The 17320-nt window shown below is 43.5% G+C and carries 14 protein-coding genes and 2 pseudogenes; 5 read left to right on the top strand and 11 right to left on the bottom strand.

Features of this window, described 5'->3' with window-relative positions:
* Positions 1–35 precede the first annotated feature (35 nt).
* Positions 36–410, bottom strand: a complete 375-nt coding sequence (locus tag KFQ09_RS11590) for a response regulator (RefSeq protein WP_003214681.1) — start codon at positions 408–410, stop codon at positions 36–38.
* Between the two features lie 180 nt (positions 411–590).
* On the opposite strand from KFQ09_RS11590, the gene KFQ09_RS11585 reads away from it, so the two are divergent.
* Positions 591–1121, top strand: a complete 531-nt coding sequence (locus KFQ09_RS11585; protein ID WP_008343445.1) for a DUF2529 domain-containing protein — start codon at positions 591–593, stop codon at positions 1119–1121.
* A gap of 41 nt (positions 1122–1162) precedes the next feature.
* Here KFQ09_RS11585 and pyrG read toward each other — a convergent pair whose 3' ends face one another.
* Both pyrG and rpoE read right to left on the bottom strand, forming a co-directional pair.
* The gene (gene pyrG, locus KFQ09_RS11580; RefSeq protein ID WP_216942913.1) at positions 1163–2770 is read right to left on the bottom strand and encodes a glutamine hydrolyzing CTP synthase; all 1608 of its coding nucleotides are present in this window, start codon (positions 2768–2770) and stop codon (positions 1163–1165) included.
* Positions 2771–3008: 238 nt separating this feature from the next.
* Entirely contained in the window at positions 3009–3545 is a 537-nt protein-coding gene (rpoE, locus tag KFQ09_RS11575; RefSeq protein WP_035389808.1) for a DNA-directed RNA polymerase subunit delta, read from the bottom strand.
* A 377-nt stretch (positions 3546–3922) separates the two neighbouring features.
* Between rpoE and KFQ09_RS11570 the strand changes: the two genes are divergently transcribed.
* Positions 3923–4396 carry a DUF2798 domain-containing protein gene (locus KFQ09_RS11570; protein ID WP_370648326.1) on the top strand — a complete coding sequence of 158 codons (474 nt, stop codon included), beginning with the start codon at positions 3923–3925 and terminating at the stop codon, positions 4394–4396.
* Between the two features lie 13 nt (positions 4397–4409).
* Here the strand turns inward: KFQ09_RS11570 and KFQ09_RS11565 are convergent, their stop codons facing one another.
* From KFQ09_RS11565 to KFQ09_RS11540, 6 genes and pseudogenes are all read right to left on the bottom strand, one after another.
* Positions 4410–4607 (bottom strand): hypothetical protein, encoded by a 198-nt coding sequence (locus KFQ09_RS11565; protein WP_135226406.1) that lies wholly within the window; start codon positions 4605–4607, stop codon positions 4410–4412.
* A 129-nt stretch (positions 4608–4736) separates the two neighbouring features.
* Positions 4737–5878 (bottom strand): annotated as a pseudogene (locus KFQ09_RS11560) (acyl-CoA dehydrogenase).
* Positions 5879–5894: 16 nt separating this feature from the next.
* Positions 5895–7007 carry an acyl-CoA dehydrogenase family protein gene (locus tag KFQ09_RS11555; RefSeq protein WP_216099197.1) on the bottom strand — a complete coding sequence of 371 codons (1113 nt, stop codon included), beginning with the start codon at positions 7005–7007 and terminating at the stop codon, positions 5895–5897.
* A gap of 10 nt (positions 7008–7017) precedes the next feature.
* Entirely contained in the window at positions 7018–7881 is an 864-nt protein-coding gene (locus KFQ09_RS11550; protein ID WP_058213502.1) for a 3-hydroxybutyryl-CoA dehydrogenase, read from the bottom strand.
* Positions 7882–7900: 19 nt separating this feature from the next.
* Positions 7901–9076: an acetyl-CoA C-acetyltransferase gene (locus KFQ09_RS11545; protein ID WP_255835683.1), complete on the bottom strand. Its 1176-nt coding sequence runs from the start codon at positions 9074–9076 to the stop codon at positions 7901–7903.
* Between the two features lie 102 nt (positions 9077–9178).
* Positions 9179–11290, bottom strand: coding sequence for a (Fe-S)-binding protein (locus KFQ09_RS11540; protein WP_146270901.1), 2112 nt, complete (start codon positions 11288–11290; stop codon positions 9179–9181).
* 143 nt (positions 11291–11433) lie between these two features.
* On the opposite strand from KFQ09_RS11540, the gene cls reads away from it, so the two are divergent.
* The 3 genes from cls (at position 11434) to KFQ09_RS11525 (ending at position 13933) form a co-directional block, all read left to right on the top strand.
* On the top strand, positions 11434–12630 hold the full coding sequence (cls, locus tag KFQ09_RS11535) for a cardiolipin synthase (RefSeq protein ID WP_041091397.1): 1197 nt from the start codon (positions 11434–11436) through the stop codon (positions 12628–12630).
* A 12-nt stretch (positions 12631–12642) separates the two neighbouring features.
* Positions 12643–13605, top strand: coding sequence for a UV DNA damage repair endonuclease UvsE (gene uvsE, locus KFQ09_RS11530; protein ID WP_255835682.1), 963 nt, complete (start codon positions 12643–12645; stop codon positions 13603–13605).
* A gap of 73 nt (positions 13606–13678) precedes the next feature.
* Complete coding sequence (locus tag KFQ09_RS11525; protein WP_008343494.1) at positions 13679–13933, top strand: hypothetical protein; 255 nt, start codon at positions 13679–13681, stop codon at positions 13931–13933.
* Positions 13934–14150: 217 nt separating this feature from the next.
* On the opposite strand, the gene KFQ09_RS11520 is transcribed toward KFQ09_RS11525, so the two are convergent.
* Together KFQ09_RS11520 and KFQ09_RS11515 are read right to left on the bottom strand one after the other, a co-directional pair.
* The gene (locus KFQ09_RS11520) at positions 14151–15149 is read right to left on the bottom strand and encodes a S66 family peptidase (protein ID WP_017360065.1); all 999 of its coding nucleotides are present in this window, start codon (positions 15147–15149) and stop codon (positions 14151–14153) included.
* A 438-nt stretch (positions 15150–15587) separates the two neighbouring features.
* Positions 15588–17302: pseudogene (locus tag KFQ09_RS11515) on the bottom strand (ABC transporter ATP-binding protein).
* Positions 17303–17320: the final 18 nt, after the last annotated feature.

Genomic DNA, 17320 nt, shown 5'->3' with positions numbered 1-17320 from the left:
TCGGCAACAGAATGACTTGATTCAATCATTTCCATCTAGCCATTTGTTTCGAGCGGCAAGTATTCTTTTACTGCATCACGGATTTCATCAATATCAAATGGTTTAGCAAAATGCGTTAATGCACCGAGCTCTTTAGACTCTTGAATCATATCTAGTTCGCCATAAGCTGTCATAATGATCACGCGGATGTCTTCATCAATTAATTTCATGCGTTTTAAAATCTCAATGCCATCCATTCCGGGAATCTTCATATCAAGCAGGACGAGGTTTGGTCTATGGTTTTTCACAATATCTAATGCCTGTAGTCCATTAGCGGCTTGAAAGGTTTGATAGCCTTCTTTATGAAACACTTCATTCAGCAATATTCTAATACCGTACTGATCATCGACAATTAAAATTTTCTCATTCATCTGTTACACCCCATTGCTTTCATTTTTCGCCATAAAAAGAGCTGTTGTTAAATAATTCTGTTTGATTTTCACATTTCCTTTAATTATAATAGTTTACTTTACGACATTTTCTGAGCATTTTTCCTAATATTCTCTTTATATTCTATTATAAAATGATCTGACAGAAGGAGGAAATGAGTCTTGTTAAAAATTTTCACTACCCAATTATCAGGTATTTTTTCACGTATTGGAGATAAGCAGGCCGAAGCGATCGAAGACGGTGCACGCCTTCTTGCTCAGGCCGTTGTCAGTGGACATGCCGTGTATTTTCATGGCAAGAATGAACTGGCGGCTGTAGCCTTAGAGGCATCTGAAAGCAAGGAGCCGTTTCCGGGTGCGAAGGTTCTGCCGCTGGATCAAAAGGAGCGCAGCTTACTTCATCCAAGTGACAGGGTGCTTTTATTTTATTCAGATCCAGAAGATCAAGAGATTCAATCCCTTGTCAAAGAGCTGCACGAACAAGGTACACCTATTGTCGGGGTCGGTCCTGCACAAAAGGAGACGTCATTCATTGAAGAGCATTGTGATGTCCACATTGATTTTCAGCTCAAAAAACCACTTGTGCCTGCTGAAGATGGAACAAGGTTCGGCTATCCTGCACTGATGACCTGCTTATATGTCTACCATGCTCTATCGTTTACTGTGAAAGAAATCGTTGAGGAATATGAATAAAAAAACTGCCGAGAAGATGATATTCTCGGCAGTTTTTTGTTTTATTTTGATTCAGATGCCTGTAGTGAAGCACCAACGAAATCTCTAAATAATGGCTGTGGTCTTGTCGGTCTTGAAATGAATTCTGGGTGGAACTGAGAAGCAAGGAACCATGGGTGATCCTTCAGTTCAATGATTTCAACAAGGCGTCCGTCTGGGCTTGTACCAGAGAAGACAAAACCTGCTGCTTCCATTTGCTGTCTGAATTCGTTATTAAACTCATAGCGATGACGGTGGCGTTCGTACACGACTTCGTCATTGTATGCAGCAAATGCTTTTGAGTCTTCGTTTAATTTACAAGGGTATAGGCCGAGGCGAAGTGTTCCACCTAAGTCATCAACATCCTTCTGTTCTGGAAGAAGGTCGATGATTGGGAATGCTGTTTCTGGATCAATTTCAGCGGAATGCGCTCCCTCTAAACCTAGTACGTTTCTCGCATATTCGATAGATGCGACTTGCATACCTAAGCAGATTCCGAAGAATGGCACTTTGTTTTCACGCGCAAATTGTGTTGCAATGATTTTCCCTTCTACTCCGCGGTCTCCGAAGCCTCCAGGAACAATAATGCCGTCTACATCTTGAGCGAAATCAGCCATATTTTCTGCTGTGACTTCTTCTGCGTTGATCCATTTGATTTGAACATCCGCATCAAATGCATAGCCCGCATGACGAAGGGATTCAACGACAGAAATGTATGCATCCTGCAGCTCAACATATTTCCCTACAAGACCAATCGTGACTTGTTTTGAAAGGTTTTGCACTTTATCAACAAGCGCCGTCCACTCCGTCATGTCCGCATCTTGACAGTCAAGCTTCATGTGCTCACATACAAGCTTGTCTAATCCTTGTTTTTGTAAATCAAGCGGAATCGAATAAAGGGTATCTGCATCCTGACATTCGATGACTGCTTTCGTATCAATATCACAGAATAGCGCAATTTTGTCCTTCATGTCTTGTGCCAATGGCATTTCAGTTCTGACTACAATGACGTTTGGCTGAATACCAAGACTGCGAAGTTCTTTTACACTATGCTGTGTTGGTTTTGTTTTCAGTTCGCCTGCAGCACGGATGTAAGGAACAAGGGTACAATGAATGTACATCACGTTTTCACGGCCGATGTCACTCTTCATTTGACGAATCGCTTCTAGGAATGGAAGGGATTCGATATCTCCTACTGTTCCACCGATTTCTGTAATGACCACATCTGCACCCGTTTCTTTTCCGGCACGGTACACACGGTCTTTGATTTCATTTGTAATGTGGGGAATAACCTGTACTGTTCCACCTAAGTAGTCGCCACGGCGCTCTTTCTTCAAAACAGTAGAGTAGATTTTACCTGTTGTAACGTTGCTGTACTTATTTAAGTTAATGTCAATGAAACGCTCGTAGTGACCTAAGTCAAGGTCTGTTTCAGCACCGTCATCTGTGACAAATACCTCACCGTGCTGGTATGGACTCATTGTCCCTGGGTCTACGTTGATATATGGATCAAATTTTTGAATGGTGACATCCATCCCTCTATTTTTCAGAAGGCGGCCTAACGATGCAGCCGTGATCCCTTTTCCAAGTGAGGAAACAACTCCTCCTGTTACAAAAATATACTTTGTCATTTCGTATGCTCCTCTCTTTTTTACCCTTGCATGACTAGACATGCACAGCTTCATCCTTTTAGAGTGTATCCCTAAATCTCTTGAAAAATAAGAAAGCTCCCTTTCAAATAAATGAAAGGGAGCGTAAATGAACGTATCTTTACGTACTCTTTTTTAGAGAGCCCAAAATACATACTACATAGTTCGCTCTGGAAAGTCAAGACGGTTTTGTCCTGTTTTCAGGACCGGTTTGTGAGGGTTATTTGTCTTCCTCATCATCGTCTAAATCGTCTTCATCAATTTCCGTTAAGCCGTCATCATCTTCATCATCATCTTCGTCGAAGTCTTCTATCTCTTCATCGATTTCTTCATCATCTAGGTCAAGGTCCTCGTCGTCTTCAACAAGATCAAGATCTTCTTCAAGCTCGTCGATTTCTTCTTCCTCTTCAATATCATCGAAGTCTTCTTCAACGACAGCAGCTTTTGTTTTTTTCTTTTTCGCTTTTGTTTTCACAGCTGGCTGAACTTCTTCTTCGATTTGATCAACTGGATACCAGCTGCGAAGTCCCCATCTCTGATCACCTAACGAAATAAAGCGGCCATCTATATTTAAGTCTGTATAAAATTGAGCAAGTCGATCATCAAGATCAGATTTTTGTATCCCTTGCAAACGGACCATTTCATCTATTAACTCGGAAAACGTAATCGGCGTTTTGCTGTCTCTGAAAATTTCATAAGCAAGTTCAACTAAAGACATTTGTTTGAGCTGTTCCTGTGAGTATTCTTTCAAACTCAAGGTCAGACACTCCCTTTCTATTACATGTATGTATCCATTTATCAGTGAAATAATAAGTATTTATACCTTATTCTTACGACAAACCATACCTCTCATTATAAACAAATTAGGGGAGTTTATGCCACCTTTATTGATGTTAATTTTTGATTTTTTCACAAGAGGAGCCTCTAGCAGTCAATCATTTGTGCCGAATTGACACAATTCATGTGTGAAGCACACGTTTTGCATGCTTTTTTGTCTTCTCTTTTAATGAATACAAAGTCATTTACTCTTCTTAAAAAAGGGGAATTATTCCTTCACAAAATGTTCACTTACGACGAATTGAAACAGAAATCTATAATAAATAGACTAATTTTGAGAGGTTGATCGAATTGCCAATGACAAAAAAAGAAGATATACAATTTGGTGTCTTGATGTGTTTTAGTATGTTTTCAGTGATGTTCTTTTATAACCTATTTCTAAATGGACGGCTTGGACATATGACATGGTTAGAAGGTGTACTCACCTATGTGATCGGTTTTGCCATCACATTGTTGATTGAGATGTGTATTGTTGGGCCTTCAGCAAAAAAAGCAGCCAACCGTTTTGCCCCAAAAGGCAAGAAAATCTATTTTATTCTCACTCTTTCTATCTTTATCGTGTTTGGAATGGTGTGTCTCATGTCTTTATGCGGATATGTCGTTCAAAGCATCAGCACAGGATTTCAAACACAATCGATTCTATCTGATTACTTAACGATTTTCGGTCATAATGTCATGTTGGCGTTCCCTTTGCAGATGTTGATTATGGGACCGCTTGTCCGTTTTGTTTTTTTCAAATGGGTGAAATTAAAACAGACAGCAGCGGTTTAGTCGAATGGATAGGTTACAGCTGGATATTCTGAATGAGTGAAAAAACCAAAGGTACGGTGAATAAAGTGCCCGCAGACACGAGTACAATGAGTTTTCTGCGGCTGTTTTCTTTTTCTCCCTTCCTTTTTGGAGACTTTGAAAGCTCTGTGGAGACCATAATCCATATGATCATCGTGACGATTCCTAAAATGCCAATAAATGTTGTGTTCATCATGATAACCTCCATTCTGGTTTTTCCTAATTTTACCATAGTGATCAGGTGATATGAGATCATATTGGAGAGATTTCACATTTGATACAAAAACAGACCACCTCACATCAGGTGGTCTTTGCTTCGTTTCTACATATCTAGCAGTTTCCGTGAGATGACCAGCCGCTGGATTTCTTGTGTACCTTCATAGATTTGAGTGATTTTCGCATCACGCATGTAGCGTTCGACTGGGTAATCCTTTGTATAGCCGTACCCGCCGAAGATTTGTACAGCTTCTGTCGTCACCTTCATGGCTGTATCACCGGCAAAGAGCTTGGACATAGCTGATTCTTTTCCATACGGAAGCCCTTTCGTTTCAAGCCATGCTGCCTGATAGGTGAGCAGTCTTGAGGCCTCAATTGCCGTTGCCATATCCGCTAACTTAAAAGCAATGCCTTGCTGCTGAATGATTGGTTTACCGAATTGTTTGCGCTCCTTTGCATAATTGACTGCTGCATCCAGAGCACCTTGAGCAATACCAACAGCTTGTGCGGCAATACCGTTTCTGCCGCCGTCAAGTGTCATCATCGCTATTTTAAATCCCTCTCCTTCTTGACCAAGCCGGTTCCTTTCGGGTATACGACAGTCTTCAAAGATGATTTCTGTCGTTGGCGATGAGCGGATGCCCAGTTTGCTTTCTTTTTTGCCGATCGAGAAGCCTTGCGACTCTTTTTCTACGATAAAAGCGGTTGTATTACGCGATGAAGCATCCTGGTCAGTAACAGCAAACACAATATAATAATCCGCAATGCCTCCATTGGTAATAAAAATCTTTGCCCCGTTCAAAACGTATTCATTCCCTGCTTTTACTGCTGTTGTTTTCATTCCGCCGGCATCTGAACCCGAGCCGCTCTCGGTCAGTGCGTATGCGCCGATCTTCTGTCCCTCTGCAAGCGGCTTTAAATACGTCTCCTTTTGCTCATCTGTTCCGAATGTATAGATTGGCCATGAGGCGAGTGATGTGTGAGCAGATAGGGTGACGCCTGTTGAGGCGCACACTCGTGAGAGCTCTTCAACCGCTATGACATAGGCCAAATAATCACTACCAATCCCCCATTTTCTTCTGGCCAAGGGATTCCCGTTAAACCAAGCTCCGCCATTTGACGAAAAATAGCGGGATCATACGATTCTGTTTCATCTCGCTCTGCTGCTGTTGGCTCCACTTCATTTTTCGCAAAATCTCTCACCATTTTTTGTATCATTTCGTGTTCGTCACTTAATTGGAACTGCATCATGAGCCACCTCACTTCATATTAGCTGTTTACAAATAACCAGCCTTTGTATTTCACTTGTTCCTTCATAAATCTCACAAATTTTCGCATCACGAAAGTACCGCTCTGCTCGGTATTGCTTCGTGTAACCGGCTAGACCAAGCAAATGGATGACTTCTGTACTAATATCAACCGCTGTTTTAGATGCAAATAACTTCGCCATCGACGCTTCCTTCGTGACAGGGCGATTGGCCTCTTTATAAGAAGCCGCTTGATAGACAAGAAGTTTTGCCGCTTCCAGCTTGGTGCCCAGATCGCCCAACCGAATGGTCGTTTCAAGGCCAGCTGGATGCTGCTTTAAATACGTCACCGCCTCAGCTAATGCGGCTTCTGCAATACCAAGGCTTTGAGCCGCAATGCCAATTCTCCCCGCATTTAAGCTAGACATGGCAATCCGAAAACCATCTCCTTCTGCACCGAGCAGCTGTTTTTTTGGAATTCGAACACCGTCAAAATGAAGTGTGACTGTTTTTGATCCATGCAGGCCCATCTTTTTCTCATCTTTTCCGATCGTAAATCCTGGTGTCCCCTTCTCCACAATGAATGCTGATATATTTTTCTTAGCAGAAGCAGGGTCTGTCACCGCAAATACAAGATAGACTTCCGCTTCACCGCCGCTTGTGATAAAAATTTTCGTTCCATTTAACACATAGTGATCGTTTGTGCGCTCTGCTTTCAACTGAATACTAGAGGCATCTGATCCTGCCTTCGGTTCAGTTAGACAAAATGCGCCCAGCTTCTGCCCGGACGCAAGCTTGGGAACGTAGGATTCTTTTTGTTCAGTCGTTCCAAACGCCAAAATCGGCATCGTCACAACAGATGTATGAACGGATACAATGACACCGACGGTTGCACTTACTTTGGATAATTCATGAATCGCCATGATATAGGTTGTGAAATCTGCCCCTAATCCATGATACTTATCTGGGATCGGAATGCCTAAAAAGCCTTGCCGACCCATTTCAGCTAAAAGCGTTTTCGGGAACACGCCCTGTTCCATCGCTTCTATTTCAGGGAATACATGCTGGCGTGCAAATTCTGCTATTCGTTTTCTCCAAAGACGTTGTTTTTCTGTCAGCAACACATCCATCTTGACTCCCCTATGAGTGGTCGTGGTAAGTGTAAAAACCTCTCTTTGTCTTTTTGCCCAGCCAGCCTGCGTTCACATATTTTTTCAAAAGAGGACAAGGTCGATATTTGCTATCTCCAAGACCCTCGTGAAGGGTATTCATAATAAATAAACAAGTATCGAGCCCGATGAGGTCGGCGAGACGAAGCGGGCCCATTGGATGGTTCATTCCAAGCGTCATGATGCCGTCAATACTTTCTACATCTGCCACGCCTTCATAAAGGGTATAAATGGCTTCATTGATCATCGGCATCAAAATGCGATTTGACACAAACCCAGGGAAGTCTTCCACTTCAATTGGGGTTTTGTCTAATGTCTTTGCTGTGTCAAAAACAAATTGGTACGTGGCATCATCCGTTTGCAGCGCACGGATCACTTCCACAAGTTTCATCACGGGAACTGGATTCATAAAATGCATGCCAATCACTTTCTCTGGCCTGTTCGTCACGGCTGCTAATTCTGTGATCGACAAGGAAGACGTATTTGTCGCAAATATCGTGTCATCAGGTGCAAATTGATCGAGGGTTTCAAAGATTTGTTTTTTGATCTTCATTTGTTCAGATGCGGCTTCAATCACTAAATGCGTCTGCTGTACATCCTTTAGATCTGTTGAAACAGCCAATCGCTGTGTAATATCACGGACTGCCTGATGTGCCAGCTTTCCTTTTTCTGCTCGTTTCGTCAGTTGTTTGGTCATAGAGGAAATGGCTCGATGAATCTGCTCCTCTTCCGTATCATGGAGCAGGACGGTATAACCTGACTGTGCAAATACTTGGGCAATACCCGAGCCCATTTGACCAGCCCCAACGACCATGACGGTCTCTTCTATACTCATGACAATGAACGCCTCCCTTTTAATCCACTTTGATCATGATCGCATCACCTTGACCCCCGCCGCTGCAAATCGCCGCAATGCCGATCCCGCCGCCTCTTTGTCTGAGTGCATGGATCAAGGTCAATATAATACGTGTTCCGCTTGCTCCAATCGGGTGACCAATCGCGACTGCCCCTCCGTTCACATTCATTTTCCGCCGATCCAGCCCAAGCATTTTTTCGCATGCCAATGCCACCGCTGAAAAAGCCTCATTGATTTCAAACAAATCGATATCCTCTACTCGCTTCCCTGTTTTCTTTAACACTTTTTCGATGGCATAGGCTGGTGTTTTCGGAAAGTCCTTTGCCTCTACTGCCACTTGCGCATGCCCAAGCACAACTGCTAGAGGTTTTTCACCTTGCTGCATGGCGTATGTGTCTTTCATTAATAGAAGCGCACTTGCACCATCATTGACACCAGGTGCATTGCCAGCGGTGATCGTACCTGCCTGATCGAAAACGGGCATCAGTTTTGACAAACGTTCATATGACGTATCACGCCTCGGGGCTTCATCTTCTGAAATCAGCTGATCTCCTTTTTTATTCTTGACGGTAACGGGGATGATCTCATTTTTAAAAAAGCCGCTTTTTTGCGCCTCAATGGCTCGTTCATGACTTCTTAACGCCCAAAGGTCTTGTTCTTCTCGTGTGATGCCAAGCTCTTTCGCCGCCATGCTTCCATACTCACCCATATGAACACCTGTAAACGAACAGGTTAATCCATCTAAAATCATGGCATCTTGTACAGCACCATCTCCCATTTTGTAACCCCATCGTGCTTTTTTCAGAAGATAAGGAGCATGAGACATGGATTCCATGCCGCCTGCCACGATCACATTGGCATCTCCCGCTCGAATGATTTGATCGGCTGTCGTGACACTGCGCATTCCTGAAGCACAGACTTTGTTGATGGTTTGCGTCGGAACCGACCAAGGGAGATCTGCATGTCTAGCTGCCTGTCTTGAAGGAATTTGACCTTGTCCTCCTTGAAGGACACTGCCCATAATGACTTCATCCACTTCATGGACATTTGAGGCTCTTTCCAGCGCAGCTTTTATCGTCATCCCGCCTAATTCTGCAGCAGTCAAACGACTTAAAGTTCCACCTAGTTTTCCAAATGGTGTTCTCGCCCCAGATACAATGACCGTCGTGCTCATTTCTTTCCCCTCCTGTTTGTTACCGCTTACATAAATGCTAGACAGCTTTTAAATATCGGTGTCCACTGGCCGATGAACAGTCGATCCATCGGCCTGACACCTTTATGAAGCCTGCGTTCTCGTTTCGCCAAACACTGATTTTTCAAGAAGTTCTGCAACATCAAATGTGCCGACCTGTTCTTCTACTTCCTTCGCTTTCGTCCCATCCCCAAGCATGGTTAAACAATATGGGCACCCTGAGCTGATGATGGACGGCTGTACCTGTAAGGCCTGCTCCGTTCTCGCTGTGTTAATCCGAGTACCTGTCTCTTCTTCCATCCACATTAAACCGCCGCCGGCACCGCAGCACATCCCGGATTCACGATTCCGTTCCATTTCTTTCAGTGTCACACCCGGAATGGATTTTAAAATATCTCTTGGCGGATCATAGACCTCGTTATATCTGCCTAGGTAGCAAGAATCGTGGAAAGTAATGACCTCGTTCACTTCATGAATAGGCGTTAATTTCCCCTCTTTTACTAGCTCTGCCAGTAATTCTGTATGATGGTACACCTCTGCCTCGAGCCCGAAGTCTGGGTATTCATTTTTAAATAAATTGTAAGCATGCGGATCGATCGTGACAATTTTGGTTACGTCATTTTTTTGGAATTCTTCGATGTTCTTTGCAGCAAGTTCTTGGAACAAAAATTCATTCCCAAGTCTTCTCGGTGTATCGCCTGAGTTTTTCTCTTTATTGCCTAGGATGGCAAAAGAAACCCCTGCTTCATTGAGCAGTTTTGCGAAGGCAAGAGCAATCTTTTGGCTTCTATTGTCATATGCACCCATCGATCCAACCCAGAATAAATAGTCGAAGGTCTGATCTGCTTTTTTCAGTTCTTTCACCGTCGGTACGTGCACATCTTCTCTTAGATCACGCCAGTTTTCTCTTTCTTTTCGGTTCAATCCCCATGGGTTCCCTTGGCGCTCGATGCTTGTCATCGCACGCTGTGCATCTGCATCCATTTTTCCTTCTGTCAGCACTAAGTATCTGCGCATATCAATGATTTTGTCGACGTGTTCGTTCATGACAGGACACTGATCTTCACAGTTTCGGCATGTCGTGCATGCCCAGATTTCTTCTTCTGTAATGACCTCACCAATGAGAGAAGGATGATACATTGCGCTCGCCGCAGATTCTTCCGCTCCAGCTCCTCTTGCCTGCATCGCCAGCTGATTTCCTGTCGTCTGCTTGAAAGCAAGCTGCGGAACCCACGGTGTCTTTGAAGTAATGGCAGCCCCTTTATTTGTTAAATGATCTCTTAATCGTAAAATCAAATCCATTGGAGACAGCATTTTCCCCGTCCCTGTCGCCGGGCACATATTCGTACAGCGCCCGCACTCCACACAAGCGTAAAGATCGATCAGCTGAGATTGACGGAAATCTTCAATTTTCCCAACGCCGAACGTTTCTTGTGTCTCATCTTCAAAATCAATTTTTTGCAGTTTGCCTGGCGGGTCCAATCTGCTGACAAATACGTTGACCGGGCCAGCGATGAGATGGGCGTGCTTAGACTGCGGGACGTACACTAAGAACGTCAGTAAAATAAGAAGATGCACCCACCATGCGACATAGAACACAATTGTTGCTGCAAGTGGTGACAGCCAGCCCAGCAAGAAAGCAATGCCGGAAGCAATTGGCTCAGTTGCTGATAGTGAGTGCCCATGCCAAATGATGTTCATTCCGTTTCCCAGTAATACGGTCAGCATCAATCCGCCAATAAACAAAAGGACAAGCCCTGATTTAAAGCCCCTTTTTAAACGGACTAACTTCTCGACATATCTTCTATGGAACGCCCAAACCACCGCCACTAAAATGAGAAGTGTGACTACCTCTTGGAAGAACGTAAAGACACCGTAAAGCGGACCTAATGGTAGCCCGCTGTCTGGAACAAGTCCCTTCATAATAAAATCAAGGGCTCCGAACTGCACTAAAATAAATCCATAGAAAAACAGCACATGAATGATGCCGCTCTTCTTGTCCTTGAGCAGTTTCTTTTGCCCAAACACATTCACCCAAACACGTTCTAAACGTTTTTTCATGTCTTTTTGAAATTCTTCTTTTTTGCCAAGACGAATATACGCGGCTCGTGTTCGAATGAGATAAATAAACAAATACACAGCGTAAGCGGTCACTGCCGCAAATGCAATCAAGTTAACAATTAAAAGGCTATTCATCTTGCTCCCCCTTTCATTCCCCAAGACCCACTTTGTTCCGTTTCCATGTTGTACCTCTATCATAAATAATGAATGAGTATTCAGTCAATATTTTTTGCCCATTTGGGTACACTATCGTCATATGTAAAAAAGGAGGAACCTTCATGATCGCATGGATCATTTTACTCGTCGTCTTCGTCATTGTTCTACTCGTCAGGCTAGATCTTTATATAGGGAGAAAATATTTTTCTACCCATGCTTTTGAACGGTCTTTTGACCAAACAAGCGGCGATGCAGCCTTTTATCATGATGGCGAACCACTGTTTGATCAGCTTCTTACGGATATACAGCAAGCCTCTTCTTCTATTCATATGATGTTCTTTATTGTAAAGAACGACAAGATTGGGCATAGGATTCTGCAAGCACTTAAAGCGAAAGCAGAGCAAGGTGTTTCGGTTTTTTTGCTCACTGATCGGTTAGGCTCCTATTCATTTGATCAAACATCCATTCAGATGCTAGAAAAAAGCGGCATTCAATTTTACTTTTTAAATAAACCACGTTTTCCTTTTTTCATTTATCGCTTGAACATGAGAAATCACCGGAAGATCACGGTGATCGATGGGAAGATCGGCTACATTGGCGGGTTTAATATTGGCGATGAATATGTAGGGAAAAACGGTAGGTTTGGCATTTGGAAGGACTATCACCTGCGCATGACAGGACAGGTTGTCGCAGACCTCCAGCATGTGTTTCTGAATGATTTGTACCGCTCATCTGGTATTCAACAGCTGCAATACGAGGTTTTTCCTACACTGGAACCGGGAACATTACAGTGCACAACACGTGCGACGGCAGGTTTTTCTTTAGAGGCCTTATTTCTTCACGATATTCAACAGGCGAAAAAGCAAATCACCATCTGCACGCCCTATTTTATTCCATCTGCTCCTCTTCTAAGCGCCCTTCTTGACGCACGGAAGCGAGGCGTGACTGTCGACATCATCATCCCAATGAAGGCAGATCACCCGCTTGTGAAAGAAGCTGGATTTCATTATTTGAAAGATCTGATCGCTGCCGGATGTCTTGTGTATCGTTTTTATAAAGGGTTTTATCATGCGAAAGCCATTCTCATCGATCATAGCCGTTGTATGATCAGTACGGCGAACTTTGATAAACGAAGTTTGTTTTTCAACGAAGAAGTGGATGTGGCCATTGATGATCCCGCCTTCACCGCACATGTAGAGGAAAAGATTCGTGAACACATGGAAGTTTCAGAACTGATGACTGAAGAAAAATACAAACAACGCCCACTTCTCACGCGTCCAATTGAGTGGATAGGCGCCCTGTTCTCGTATTTTTTATAAAGGAGTTGACCTATGCGTTATCGATTTGGTTATGTATCCAACGCCGTCACTTTATGGGAAGCTTCACCTGCCAAGTCGCTGACCTTTGCAAGATACAGTAAGCTCTCAAAGGAAGAGAGGACAGAGGCTCTATTACGAACGACGAAAGCCAACCTCGTCAATACATTAAGAACGCTTTATTTTGCGATGGCCCATGATATTCCGCTTTACCGTTTTTCAAGCTCGATTGTCCCGCTCGCCACCCATCCTGAGGTGCGGTGGGACTTTGTGACACCCTTTCGCAAAGAATTTCTGGAGATTGGTCAACTCGTAAAGCGTCACGGATTACGAGTGAGCTTTCACCCCAATCAATTTACTTTGTTCACAAGTCCAAAGCCATCTATTACAGAAAACGCCGTCATTGATATGACCTATCATTATGAAATGCTTGAGGCCATGAAGCTTGAAAAGGAAGGCTATATGAACATTCATGTCGGAGGTGCATATGGCGACAAGGCATCTGCTTTACAGCGTTTTGATGAAAATATAAAGCAGCTTCCTGCACATATCAAGGCGAGAATGACGCTTGAAAATGATGACAAAACCTATACGTCATTAGAAACGCTTGATGTTTGTGAAAAGCATGGCATCCCGTTTGTATTTGATTACCACCATCACATGGCAAACAAAGATGATGATGCGGCACTTGATGACATTCTGCCAAGAGTGTTTGACACGTGGGCAAACACTGGCATACCGCCTAAAATCCACTTATCCTCACCAAAATCAGAAAAGGCGATACGGAGCCATGCGGATGGAGTGGAGATGTCTTTTGTATTGCCACTTTTTCAAGCTTTAAAGCCGTATGGTCGTGATGTGGATTTTATGATTGAGGCAAAGAAAAAGGATCAGGCCTTACTCCGTCTTGTTGAGGAGCTGTCAGCGATCAGAGGCAATCGGCGGACGGGCGGAGGCACCATTGAGTGGAAATCGTAGAGAAAGGTTTACCTCTATCGCAACGGGGGTAACAAAGCTATTGTGAGAAAGTATTTAACAGGAGGATATGAAGATGTCACAAATCTATTCAATCCGAATTGCTGCGAAAGCATTGAATTTACATAAGCTTATTTCTCTATACGAAAAGTGCCAGCACGCTCAGCATCGTTTATATGTATATTCTAAAAAAACAATGTGCAACATTAAGAACATCGTAGAGCTAGAAACCTTTAGGCTCACTCATTTAGAATCAGACTATTTAATCGTGGTAGAAGGAAAAGAGGCACAAGACCTTCTTCAGCCATTTGAAAAAGAGAATGCTTCGTAATCGTAAAGAAAGGCAGTCTTAGGCTGACAAAGGGATAAAATGAACTTTATTTTATCCCTTTGTCTTCTTTTCAGCGTAGTTAAAAACCTTTGCAGTCTAGGAAGGACGAGTACCGGCGCGGAGCGAATGTCACATTCGTGAGCACCGGCACGCAGGACTGACACCGAATGCGAGGGTTTGTCTACACGCTGGGGCAGCCTTAGGGCTGCTCTTTTTCTTATATCCATGCTTCTGTCAGCCAAACCTCTCCTGACGTTGCATTCATTTTTACTTGTGTACCGATTGGCATCGTGAGCATCGGATGCGTATGGGCACTGTCAAATTCTGCGATGAGCGGCCTCTTTGTATCTCCCAGTACTTCAAGTAAGAGATCGTGCGGCCTTTTGCCCGTTCCTTCATCATCAAACAGCTCATGTTTCCCTAAGAGGATACCAGATACCCGTTCAAACACACCATTTATCTTTAACAGAGAGAAGTTCTTTTCGACGATGGAGGCTGTTTTCATACAATCTTCAATGAGAAGGATATCGCCTTTTTGGATTTGAGGCATGAATTCACTTCCCCATATGCCATACATGGCATTTAGGTTCCCGCCGATCAGTCTGCCTTCTGCCTGCCCTTCAATGACGCACATCCACTCGTTTGGACGTTTTTCTTTTTCTCGTATTTTCTCTTCCCAGTTGATCCGTTCTTCCGTCCAGAAGGGCGGTTTTTTCACCTGATATGGGATGGGCTGCGGATGAATGAGAATGTCCTCGAAAGATTGATATGTATGATTGACAAATGGTTCAAACTCTCCAAAAGACGGCACAAGTGCAGGCCCGTAAAAAACAGGCAGACCCGTTTTTTCATAAGCCGCTAAAAGAATTGCCGTCGCATCTGAATAACCAATCATGATTTTCGGATGCTTCATCAGCAGCTCAAAGTCGAGATAAGGAAGCAAACTATTCGAGTTCGTCCCCCCAATCATCGACATGATACAGGACAAATCTTCTCTCGCCATCAGCTCATTCAGCTCAGCTGCTCGTTCTTGAATTGTTCCCGAACGATAGTGATCCTCTTTCCCTTTTAATGATCCTGGTACCACAATGAATCCTTTTTGTTCAAGCCATTCCTTCGCCCGCTCATACCTAAGAGGCGAGGTGGCAGATGCTGGACTTGAGGGAGAATAAATACCTATTTTATCGCCCTTCTGTAAACGCCGAAGCCCCTTCATTCCATCAGATCCTTCCTACACGAGTTTTTACTATCCTAGCAAAAAAAGCCCTTTTTCAAAAGGGCTCAGATTTAATATAAGAGCTTAAACAGCCCAAACAATATGACAGCAAAACTGATGGCCAGCGTCGCAAATATCTTTTTTTGCTCAGAGAACTATCTATGACGCTCACTCCAGTATTGATGCCAAACAAAATCATTCCCACATAAAAAAAGACTGGATTGAGTCCAGCGGGAATGATTAAGATAAATAAGCCAACGAGCGTCACGTAGTGAATGCTTTTGATCATGACTGTTTTTGCCGTTTCACTCAAGCCATCCTCTCCTTTTGAATCCAATTGCCTTATAGTATATCAACATTCCATTTAAATGGAAAAGAAGATTTTATCCTATCAAAAAGAGCCCAGCTTAATAACTGGACTCATTCAATCACTTCTCTTCAATGACCAAACTGCGCTTCGTGCAGTCTGCTATAGACACCGCCCATTTGGATTAAGTCTTGATGGCGGCCTTGTTCTTGGGTGCCTTCCTCTGTCACGACGATGATTCGGTCTGCATGTTTAATTGTCGCAAGGCGGTGAGCAATGACGAGTGTCGTCCGACCGACTGCCAGTTCGCTTAGTGCGTCTTGGATCGCTTTTTCTGTTTCTGTATCAAGTGCTGACGTCGCTTCATCCAAAATAAGAATAGACGGGTTTTTCAAAAACATCCGTGCAATTGACAGGCGTTGCTTTTGACCGCCGGATAGCTTAACGCCGCGTTCACCAATGACCGTATTCAACCCTTCTGGGAACCGCTGAACGAGCTCCTCTAAATGGGCACGTCGCACCGCCTCCCAAATGTCTGAATCACTCGCTTCTAGGTTGCCGTACGCAATATTCTCACGAATGGTGCCTGAGAATAAAAAGACATCCTGCTGCACAATGCCAATCTGCTGTCTTAAAGAGGACAAGGTCATCGATTTTGTGCTCACACCATCAATGGTGATGTCTCCTTCGTCCACATCATAAAAACGAGGCAGCAGACTGCAAATGGTCGATTTCCCCGCTCCTGATGGCCCGACAAACGCAACAGTTTCCCCTTGTTTGATCTTTAAGTTGATATCCTTCAATACATGACTGTGCTCATCGTAGCCAAATGTCACGTTTCGATACTCAATTTCACCTTTCAAGCCGTAAATATCACGTGCTCCTTCTGTATCCTTCACATCTGGCTCTGTTTCAAGCAAATCGACATAGCTTTTAAAACCGGCAATGCCTTTTGGATACATTTCAATCACCGTGTTGATCTTATCAATTGGTCTGAATAACACATTTGTGATCAAGACAAAGGCGATAAATCCGCCTGCCGTTAATTGACCTTGAAGAACAAACCATGTACCTGCCAGAAGGACAAACAGCGTCACAAGCCTTGTGAGAATATAGCTGATTGATCCGTTAACCGACATAATTTTATAGGAAAGAAGTTTCGCTTTTCGAAAGCGGTTGTTATTTTCAGCAAAGCGCTTTTTCTCAAAATGTTCATTTGCAAAGGCTTGAACAAGACGAATACCGCCAATATTGTTCTCAACCCTTGCATGAAAATCTCCAATGTCATTGTTGAGTTGTGTAATTGCCTGTGTCATTTTTTTATTAAAATGAAGGGCTAACCAGATGATGACTGGCATAATCAAGAACGTTAAAATGGCAAGCTGCCAGTTAATCATGAGCATAACGGCAAAAGCGCCAAGAATGGTCATAATCGCAATAAACAAATCCTCAGGTCCGTGATGCGCCACCTCACCAATGTACATGAGGTCATTGGTCATTCGAGACATAAGCTTACCCGTTTTGTTGTTATCAAAGAACTTAAATGAGAGACGCTGAAAATGATCAAACAGCTTCTTCCTCATATCTGTTTCAATATTTATGCCAAGCATGTGCCCCAGTACGACACAATAAATTGCATCACTGAGCTGAGTGCGTAAATGACAAACAGCGCAAGTGCGGTCCAGGCAATGACCGTCCAGTTCCCTGTCGGCAGTAATGTATCAATGAAGTAGTTCACGATCAGCGGGAAACCTAGTTCCATGAGTCCGACGGCCACAGCGCAAAAGAAATCTAAAAAGAACAGACCACGATAGGGCCTGTAATAGGCAAAAAAGCGTTTTAGCATATGTAAAAGAACCTCACT

It is taken from the genome of Bacillus sp. FS02 (assembly GCF_024398395.1).
Classification (GTDB): domain Bacteria; phylum Bacillota; class Bacilli; order Bacillales; family Bacillaceae; genus Bacillus; species Bacillus altitudinis.
The sequence above is the reverse complement of the archived record's forward strand: the minus strand, read 5'-3'. Positions and strand labels throughout refer to the sequence as shown.